The sequence below is a fragment of the Mycoplasma sp. 5370 genome (assembly GCF_054343435.1).
This window is the reverse complement of record NZ_JBTGVF010000026.1, coordinates 1-11,023: the sequence shown is the minus strand read 5'-3', so window position 1 is coordinate 11,023 and position 11,023 is coordinate 1. Positions and strand designations below refer to the sequence as shown.

Sequence of the window (11,023 nt, the reverse complement as noted above, 5' to 3'; positions counted from 1 at the left end):
GTGACATTTTATATTGGGAATGGGGGGTGACATTTTATTTCTGTTTTAATAATAATACATTTTTTTATTATATATTAATTAAAAAGTGTTATAATTAAATAGTTACTTGTGTAACCATTCTAAAAAGGTAGTGACTAAAAAGTCCAATCATTTATAAAATGAACCTCAAAGATGAGCCATATGAGGAGGAAGCATGTTTGCAATAATCAAAACTGGTGGAAAACAACTTATTGTTAAATCAGGAGATACAATTTTTATTGAAAAAATTGATGGAAACGAAGGAGACAAAGTTTCTTTTAACGAAGTTCTTGTTCTTGATAAAAAAGTTGGAACACCTTTTGTTAAAGGTGCAGTTGTTGAAGGTGTAATTGAAAAACAAGGAAAAGCTAAAAAAATCGTTGTTTATCGTCACAACCCTAAATCAACCCATAAAAGAAAATTAGGTCATCGTCAACCTTATACTCGTGTAAAAATAACAGAATTGAAAGGATAATTTAAAATGGCAAAAACCAAAGCTGGTGGTTCTACTAGAAACGGTAGAGATTCGATAGGTAGACGTCTTGGTGTTAAATTAAGTGATGGTCAATTCGCAACTGCAGGAGCAATTATTTTCAGACAAAGAGGAACTAAAATCTTCCCTGGAAATAATGTTGGACGTGGAAACGATGACACATTATACTCACTAATTGACGGATATGTAAAATTCGAAACAAAAAGAAACAGAAAAGTTGCTTCTGTTTATGAAGAAAGAAAATAGAAAAAAAACTTAAAAAATAACTAGATTTAATCATCTAGTTATTGTTTTATTCTGTTTAATGTAAATTATGATATAATTCCATAATCATTACTATTAAATATAACACAAAATTAATTAAAAAAGGAAGAAAAATGGAAAAAAAATTCAAAATTAGAAAATTTGGACCAATAACTGAAAGAAGAGATTATTCAAAAACTAAACATACGTTAGAAACTCCTGATTTTCTTGAAACACAAAGAAAATCATTTAACTGATTTTTAACAGATGGTTTAGATGAATCATTGAATAAAATTTACCCTATTGTTTCTGCAAATGGAAAAATTGAAATTCAATACATACCTGGTTCAGTAAGAGTTGAAATTCCAAAAGATGAATTTCAAGCAATTAAAGAAGCAAAACAAAAAGGAACATCTTATACAGGGAAAATAGTTGGTTCTTTAAGAAAACATACTGTGGAAACAGGAGAAATTGACGAAAGTACAGATATTATTTATGGAGAAGTTCCTTTAATGACAAGTGGTGGTACTTTTATCATAAATGGTTCTGAAAAAGTTATTGTTGCTCAGTTGATTAGATCTGCTGGGGCATATTTTGGTAAAAACGTTCGTAATAAACAAGCGGATGACTTGTTTAACAAAGTTGAAATTATTCCACAACTTGGATCTTGAATTGAAATTTTCCACAGAGTTACAGGTAACTCAATTGATACAGTAAAAATTAGAATTGATAAACATAAAAACATTCCTTTAACCACTTTTTTAAATGGTTTAGGTTTGAAAAAAGAAACAATGTTACAACTATTTGGTAATTCAAGTGTTTTAAAAGAGTCAATTAAAAAAGAAAAAATCGAATCCAGTAAAGATAATTTAGAGTTAATTTATAGAATTATTAGAAAAGGAGATAGAATCACCGATGAAGCTATTTTCAATTTAATTCCTTTAACTTTATTTAATGACAGAAGATACAATTTATCTAAAACTGGTAGATACATGTTGAATAGAAAGTTAAATTTAGTTGAAAGAATTTTAGAAACTTATTTAGCAGAAGATTTAACAAATGACAAAGGGGAAATTCTTTACAAAAAAGAAACTTTTATTACTCCAAAACTTGCTTTAGAAATTCAATCTCAATTTGATAAAGGTATCTTAAAAACAGTAGACATTCCAGATATTACTTCTCAAGTTTATGGAAAACAACTTGATATAAATCCTTCTTTAGAAAAAAGAACAAAAGTAATTATGGTAAAAGTATGACCAAACAAAAGATCTTTAGAAAATGGCAAAGATCCTATTTTAGTTATTGCAAACGATCCTACTTCTACAGAAATGCATTTATTAATTTCTGATATTATTGCAACCATTTCATATTACTTTAATTTAATTGATAATTTAGGAAAAGAAGATGATCCTGACTCACTTGTTAATAAAAGAATAGTTGGAGTTGGTGAATTATTACAAAACCAATTCATTGTGGGACTTACTAAACTAGAAAAACACGCAAAAGAAAAACTATCTACAAAAGAAATGGATAAAATTACACCTAAAAGTATTCATAATAATAAACCAATTTATAACCAATTTAAAACATTTTTTAACTCTTCAAAATTATCACAATTTATGGATCAAATTAATCCACTTGCTGAAATTGCAAACAAAAGAAGAGTTACATCTCTTGGACCTGGAGGTTTAAATAGAGATACAGCTCAATTTGAAGTTCGTGACGTTCATGCAACTCATTACGGAAGAATTTGTCCTATTGAAACACCTGAAGGACAAAACATTGGACTTATTTTAAACCTTGCTTCTTATTCGAAAGTTGATGATTACGGATTTATCCAAACTCCTTATTATGGAGTTGAAAACGGAATCATTAACTATGATAAAGTTTACTGATTAACAGCAGTGCAAGAATATGGTTTTAAATTTGCTCAATCTTCTGTTGATGTTGATGAAAATAACAAAATTTTAGGGGATAAAATTACTGTTAGAAAAGATCACGAATATTTAATTGTTAAACCTGAAGAAGTTGATTATATTGATGTAGCTTCAAAACAAATGACTTCTATTGCTGCAAGTACCATTCCATTTTTAGAAAACGATGATGCTAACCGTGCATTGATGGGCGCAAACATGCAAAGACAAGCAGTACCATTAATTGAATCTGAAACTCCACTAGTTGGAACTGGTGCTGAATATGATGTTGCAAGATATGCTGCAACCAATTTAAAAGCAAAGAAAGCTGGAGAAGTTGTTTTTGTCGATTCACAACAAATTAAAATAAAAAGTAGTGACAAAATAAACGAAATAATCGATTATAATTTAAGAATTTTTGAAAGATCCAATCAAGGAACTGTTATTAATCAAAAACCAATAGTAAAAGTAGGGGATAAAGTTGAAGCAGGACAATTAATTTGTGATGGTCCTTCAACTAAAAATGGAGAATTAGCTCTTGGTAAAAATGTGCTAGTTGCCTTCTCTACATGACATGGATTCAACTTCGAGGATGCTGTTATTATAAGTGAAAAATTAGTTAAAGATGATGTCTTTACTTCTATTCACATTGAAGAGCAAACTATTCAATTTAGAGCATCAAAAGCAGGAGATGATATTCTAACAACAGATATTCCAAATGCTTCTTTACGTTCAAAAAGACATTTAGATGAAAACGGGATTGTTCGTGTTGGTTCTGAAGTAAGTACAGGAGATATTCTTGTTGGTAGAACCAGTCCGAAAGGAGAAGATAATCCAACTCCTGAAGAAAAATTAATGAATGCAATTTTTGGTAATAAATCTTCAAATCAAAAAGATACATCATTAAAAGTAAAACACGGAGATGCTGGTACAGTTATTGATGTGCAAATTCTTTCAAGAGCACAAGGGGATTCACTGGAAGACGGAATTGATAAAATTGTTAAAGTATTTATTGCTCAAAAAAGAAAAATAAAAGTTGGGGACAAAATGGCTGGTCGTCACGGAAACAAAGGGGTTATTTCTCTTGTATTACCAGTAGAGGATATGCCATACTTAGAAGATGGAACTCCAATCGATATTCTATTAAATCCACAAGGGGTTCCTTCACGTATGAACATTGGTCAAGTACTTGAATTACACCTTGGAATGGCTGCTAGAAAACTTAATGTTAAATTTGTTTCTCCTGTATTTGACGGAGTAAAAAATAACGACATAACAAATGTTTTAAAAGAAGCTAACTTACCTACTTCTGGTAAATTTAAACTATACGATGGAATTACAGGAATACCATTTGACAACGAAGTATCAGTTGGTGTTATGTATATGTTAAAACTACAACACATGGTCGATGACAAAATGAATGCTCGTAGTGTTGGACCATATTCACTAATTACTCAACAACCATTAGGAGGTAAATCTCAAAATGGTGGACAAAGATTTGGAGAAATGGAAACCTGAGCATTAGAAGCATTTGGTGCATCTACTGTTTTACAAGAATTATTAACATATAAATCTGATAACATTCAAGGAAGAAATATTCTTTATAATGTTTTAGCAACAGGAGGAAAAATTCCTAAACCTGGAATGCCTGAATCATTTAACGTTTTAGCTTATGAATTAAGAGGTCTTGGAATCAAATTAGAAGTGCACAAAAAAGAAAACTACCTAAAAGACGAAGAATTTGAACAAGATTTTAGTAGTTATGAAGAAAATAACATTAGTATTGAAGACGAATTTTCACCAGAAATTATTAATGATTATAATTTAATTAGTGAAAAAATTGATACTCATGAAAATAATTTTGAAGAAGAAGAAGGAGATTATTAATGATTAAGAAGGAACCAAATAAAATTACAAGAAAATACGCAACAATTGATGAAAATTCTATTGATAAAATTTCACTTTCTCTTGCTACTTCTGAAGATGTTTTAGAATGATCACATGGTGAAGTTACTAAACCAGAAACCATTAATTATAAAACATATAAACCAGAAAGAGAAGGGTTATTCGATGAGTTAATTTTTGGACCTATTATTGATTATAAATGTTCAATTTGTGGAAGAAAATATAAAAAATCCAACGAAGGAACTCTTTGTTCTGCAACAGATCAATGTAAGGCATTAAAATCTGAAATTTTACCAAAAATTTCTAGAAGATCAAGAATGGGACACATTGAGTTACAATCACCAGTTGTGCACTTTTGATTTTTCAGAATTGATCACTCAATTATTTCTAAATTACTTGGAATAAAAACAGAAGACTCAAATAAAGCAGTTTCTAAATCATCATTAGAATCCTTAATTTACTATAAAGCTCACATTATTTTGGAATCTGGAGACATCAAAGCATTACCAAAAAATCAAATTATCGAACTAAATGAAGCTGGAGTTATTTATAGAGATGCATTAATTGAAATTCGTTCCCGTTATAAAGAAGGAACTGAAGCTTATGAAGAATTATCAGAAGCTTTAAAAGATTTAACTGAACTTGCATCTTCCAAAATTGGTAAAGAATACGGAATTGATTTTTATGAATTAAATGAAATTATTGAAGAGTATTCAGATGCTAAAATTTCTACCGGTTCAGCAGCTATTGAATACTTATTAAAAAATATTAATCTTGAAGAAGAAAGAGATAAAGTTAAAAAACAAGTTGATGAAATTCAGCAATTAAGTCCTGAAAAACAAACATCAACAAAAATTCAAGAAAGAGATAAATTGTATAAAAGATTACAAGTTATTAACTCTTTTATTAACTCTCAACAAAAACCAACTTCTATGTTAATTAAACATTTACCAGTTATTCCTGCTGATTTAAGACCATTAATTCAATTAGATGGTGGAAGACACTCAACTAGTGATATTAACGAACTTTATCGTCGTATTATTATTAGAAATAACCGTTTAAAAGGATGAATGGAAAAAGATGCTCCAATCTTGATAATTCAAAATGAATTAAGAATGATTCAAGAAGCTGTAGATGCATTAATTGATAATCAAAGAAGAAGTCCTTCTCCAGTTTCGGCTAAAGATGGAAGACCATTAAAATCTATTTCTGACGCTTTAACAGGTAAAAAAGGGAGATTTAGACAAAATTTACTTGGAAAAAGGGTTGATTATTCAGGGCGTAGTGTTATCGTTGTTGGTCCAAATCTAAAAATGAACCAAGTTGGTATTCCACGGGAAATGGTTGCAAAACTATTTGAACCATGAATTATCAAAAGATTAACTGAGCGTGAATTAGCTTCTTCAATTAAAAGTGCTAGAAAAATGATTGAAGAATTAAATCCAATCATTTGACCACACGTTGATGAAGTTATTAAAGGAAAATTAGTTCTTTTAAACCGTGCTCCTTCATTACACCGTTTATCAATTAGAGCTTTTGAACCGATTTTAGTTAGAGGGCGTGCTATTAAATTGCATCCGCTTGTAACAGCAGGGTTCAATGCTGACTTTGATGGTGATCAAATGGCTGTTCACGTTCCTATTTCTCCTGAAGCAATTAGAGAATCTAGAGAATTAATGTTTGCAAATAAAAACATTCTTGGACCTAAAGATGGTGAACCTATTGTTAACCCTTCACAAGATATGATTCTTGGTTTATACTATTTAACTAAAGAAGAACATGAAGAAAGCGGTAGAAAAGGAGAAGGAAGATATTTTGCAGATTACGATGAAATGATGAGAGCTCACGAAGTTGGTGTTGTTTCATTACACGCAAGAGTTGCTTTACCTTTTGAAAAAGTTAAAAAAACTTTAGAAACTTCAGTTCAAGGATACGTAGTTTCTACAGTTGGTAAATTTATTTTTAACAATGCTTTTCCAGATAATTTCCCATTTGTTTTTGACACAAATGTAGATAATTTATATGCAGATCAACAAAAACAATTAGAAAAATATGTTATTAAAAAACATGGAAACATTCCTGAATTTATTAAAGCATTACCATTAAATGAACCACTAAACAAAAAACATATTGCTAAAATAATAAGACAAACTTATGACAATTTTGATATCGTGGTTTCAATGGAAGATGTAGCTTCTGTTGTTAAAAAAATAAATTATGAAAATTATAAAGATGTTTTTCAATATTATTCAGAATTAATTGATTACAAAAATGAAATAATTTCTAGCAAACATGCTTCCAATTTAACTAAATTTACAATTGAAGAATTTGAAAACATATATAAAAGAGTTAAATACAGAAACAATAACATTGATAGAGAGTTAGAAAAAGAAGAAAAAGCAGAATTATTGGAAAAAATTTGATTTAAATATACAAATTTAGTTGCTGAAATTCTAGATAAAATTAAAGATTTAGGTTTCACATATTCAATGCTTTCAGGTACTTCAATTTCCATTGGAGATATTAAATTAGCTCCAAGAAAAGATGAATTTATTAAACAAGGTGAAGAACACACTGCTAAACTTAATAAATACTTTAGAATGGGAATGTTAACCGATGATGAAAGATATATTTTAACCATTGAAAAATGAACCAAAATTAAAGATGAAATTCAAAAAGACTTAAATACAGTAACTTTACAAGAACCAAATAACCCTATTTTTATGATGATGAAATCAGGAGCAAGGGGAAATATTTCTAACTTCGTTCAATTAGCTGGAATGCGTGGATTGATGGCTAATAACGTTAAAACATTAAAAGCCGATGCTGAAAATGAGCGTGTGGTACGTTCTACTGTTGAAGTTCCAGTTAAAAGTTCTTTCCTTGAAGGATTAACTTCTTATGAATTTTATTCTTCAACTCACGGTGCTAGAAAAGGGGGAACCGATACTGCTCTTAACACAGCTAAATCAGGTTACTTAACTCGTCGTTTAGTTGATGTTGCACAAAATATTGTAGTAACTCAAAAAGATTGTGGTTCAGACTTTGGGTTTTTAGTAAAAGAAATCATCGATACTAAAACCAATTCTACAATTGTTTCTTTATACGAAAGAATTGAAGGAAGATATACTAATTCACCTGTAATTCACCCAGAAACAGGCGAAATCATAATCGAAGATAATAAATTTATTACTCCTGAAATTGCACAAAAAATTATTGATGCTAACATAAAAGAAGTAGATATCCGTTCTATTTTAAGTTGTCACACTAGAAATGGTGTATGTAAAAAATGTTACGGAAAAGATCTTGCAACCAATAGAATTGTTGCAATCGGAGAAGCTGTAGGGATTATTGCTGCTCAATCAATCGGTGAACCTGGTACACAGTTAACAATGCGTACATTCCATACAGGAGGGGTTGCTGGGGTTGAAGATATTACAGGAGGTTTTGCTAGATTGATTGAATTAATCGATGCTTTTGAACGTCCATGAGGAAAACCAGCACAAATTTCTCCAGTTAAAGGTTATGTAAAATCTATTGATCAATTAATGGATAAAGAAAGAAATCAAACAGATGATAAGTTAGTAAAAGTTGCTTATATAAATAAAGATGGTGAAGAATTAGAAAAAGTATTCCATGTCCCTGTAAATAGAAAATTAAGAGTACAAGTTGGTGATTCTATTACTCCAGGACAAAAAATTACAGAAGGTCCTATTATTTTAAAAGAGTTACTAAACTACACTGATGCTCGTAAAGTACAAAATTATTTATTAAAAGAAGTACAAAGACTATATAGAATGCAAGGAATTTCCATTAGTGATAAATATATAGAAATTATTATTCGTCAAATGCTTTCTAAAATTTTAATTACTGATGCAGGAGATTCAAACTTATTTGTTGGATCTTTAGTTGATATTTTTGAATATCAAGAAGTTAATGGAGAATTACTATCTCAAGGAAAAAAACCTGCATTTGGTCAAATTGTAATTAAAGGAGCAAAACAAACTCCACTATTATCTGATTCATTCTTAGCTGCCGCTTCATATCAAGAAACTTCAAAAATTTTAGTTCACGCTTCAATTTCTTCACAAATTGATAAATTAGAAGGATTAAAAGAAAATATTATTGTAGGACATAAAATTCCAGCAGGAACAAACTCTAAATATGAAGCAAAATCTAAATATGATATTCAAGACCCAATTAATTACTTTAAAGACTAAAATTACAATAAAATAACATTTTGTTTAATTACAAAATGTTTTTTATTTAATTCAGTTCAAATGAAATGGGCGTATAATACTACTTTTTGCAAAAAAGTCAAATAATTTATCTAGAAATAGCAAAAAATTGTAAAAAACAGGAATTTTATTATAAGAAATAGGGTTTTGTTATCAATTTCTTGCAAAAGAACTATAATAATTCAAATAGATTTTTAGATCTATTTTAAAAAACTTTAAATATAAAGGAGAAATTATGAAAAAAAGATTTAAATCAGTTTTATTATTAGGTTTACCAACACTAACAACTGTTTTTGCAGTTGTTTCATGTTCTAATCCTGCTAAAACTACTAACGAAACTAATCAATCATTAGATTATACAACCTATGGAATTGCTAAAGCAAACCAAGTAAAAGAAAGAGTATTAGAATTTCCTGCTGCAAGAGGAGAAAATAGAATGGATGAAAACGGAGTTTTCTCATTCCACTTACATAACACACCAGTACAAGGAGTTTCAGGTGAGTGAACAGCTTTTGCAACAGAAGTAAAATCATTAACTGATAACACTCTTGTAAAAGACACAAAAGGAAAACCAGTAGTTAAAAAAGCTATGGCGATGGCAAAAGAAGTAGATGCTTCCAAAGATTTTCCATTAGTATTTTCATGAACTGGTGACAATAAACTTACAGAAGGAAAATTCTATACATTCATTTTTTGAAAAAATGACGGCACAGAAAAAATAACTTTCAAAAATGATTTTATTAAAGACAATAAAGACATTTTCCCTGCAACTTCCATTAAAACAATTACTAATTTATCAATTGACTTTACTGTACCAGAATATGGAGTAACTAAACTTACAACAGGAACTGTAAAAGAAAGACAATTAGAATTTCCAGCAGTTAGAAGTGAAAACGTATTAGATGCAAATGGTATATTTACTTTTAAATTACATAACACACCAGTACAAGGTGTTAAAGGAGAATGATTAGCATTTGCAACAGAAGTAACTTCATTACATGACAATACTTTAGTAAAAGATGCTAATGGAAAACCAATAGTTAAAAAAGCTATGGCTATGGCAAAAGCTAATGCAGACGTAGTTAATGAAAATGCTTTAGAATTTTCATGAACTGGAGACAATAAACTAACAGAAGGAAAATTCTATACATTTATTTTCTTTGCGAAAGATGGGACTGAAAGAATAGTATTTAAACCAGAATTTGTAGTTGAAAGCAAAGATACATTTGAAGCAATAAAAGGAACCTCTACAAGAAAATCAAATTCAACAGAAACAATGCATTCAATGGATAAATCAAATATGATGATGAAAGATTCTAGCGATAAATCAACATCAAAACAAAATCCTAATACTTCAAATGATATGATGCATTCTGATTCTAATAGTATGGAAAAAAATAAAACAACATCAGATAATTCAATGATGAGTGGTGACCAACACCAAGATTCAACAAATGCACCACAACCAATGAAAAATTCATAATATTTATTATCTAAATTTTATGAATTAATTCATTTTTTTGTTTTAAAATAAGAGTTTTTATGCACTTTTTTACTTTTTTTCTTGAAAAATGTAAAAATAGTATTATAATTAATATGTAATAACCAAAAAGTTATTACAATATAGTAAATGCACATTATTAAAAAAACAAATCTAGAATACCCTTTTTAGGGTATTTTTTTAGCCCTATACATATAAAAAAGGAGAAAAATGAAAAAAAGTTTAAAATTATTATCTAATTTTAGCAACTTTAGAGCAATATTTATAATCAGTAATAGAAAAAACAAAATTAAAATAGATAATTTAGGTTAATATGGAACTATATGTTTTAATCCCTTTAGTTATTATCTTTTTTGTTGTTACTTTTTCAATATTGTTATTTGTATATCCTATTTTAATAAGAAAATATTGTGCTAAAATTAGAAAATTAATACAAGATAATTATTTTTCTCTTAAAACTTTAGTTACAAATAAAGAAAAAATAGAAAAAAATATTTACTTTAAATTTAATCGTTATAATACACGGTCATATATTGGATTACTTCCCCTTTGGTATTTTTTGTTTTTGATTATTTTTTCTGCAATTTTAAAGGTTTTAGAAGTTGAAGATAGTTTTTACTTTTCATTTACTTGAGAAGTTATATGAATATCATTTATCCTAAATTTTTACTATTTTTCTATACTTAGCAAAAAATGACACATTTTCAACAAA

General features: G+C 28.7%; 4 protein-coding genes and 1 pseudogene. All 5 read left to right on the top strand.

Translation table 4 applies throughout. The annotated features are described in order from the left end of the window. Positions 1 to 193 precede the first annotated feature (193 nt). The 5 genes and pseudogenes from rplU to ACXX88_RS03405 all read left to right on the top strand — a co-directional run bounded on the left by rplU (position 194) and on the right by ACXX88_RS03405 (position 10,293). Positions 194 to 493, top strand: coding sequence for a 50S ribosomal protein L21 (rplU, locus tag ACXX88_RS03425; protein ID WP_436359099.1), 300 nt, complete (start codon positions 194 to 196; stop codon positions 491 to 493). A 6-nt stretch (positions 494 to 499) separates the two neighbouring features. Further along, positions 500 to 757, top strand: a complete 258-nt coding sequence (gene rpmA / locus ACXX88_RS03420) for a 50S ribosomal protein L27 (RefSeq protein ID WP_436359100.1) — start codon at positions 500 to 502, stop codon at positions 755 to 757. Between the two features lie 131 nt (positions 758 to 888). Beyond that, positions 889 to 4,554 (top strand): DNA-directed RNA polymerase subunit beta, encoded by a 3,666-nt coding sequence (rpoB, locus tag ACXX88_RS03415; protein ID WP_436359101.1) that lies wholly within the window; start codon positions 889 to 891, stop codon positions 4,552 to 4,554. Beyond that, a pseudogene (locus tag ACXX88_RS03410) lies at positions 4,554 to 8,675 on the top strand (DNA-directed RNA polymerase subunit beta'); the annotation flags it as partial. The gene rpoB and the pseudogene ACXX88_RS03410, both read left to right, overlap by 1 nt. 370 nt (positions 8,676 to 9,045) lie before the next feature. Next, positions 9,046 to 10,293, top strand: a complete 1,248-nt coding sequence (locus ACXX88_RS03405) for a hypothetical protein (RefSeq protein ID WP_436359103.1) — start codon at positions 9,046 to 9,048, stop codon at positions 10,291 to 10,293. Positions 10,294 to 11,023 lie beyond the last annotated feature (730 nt).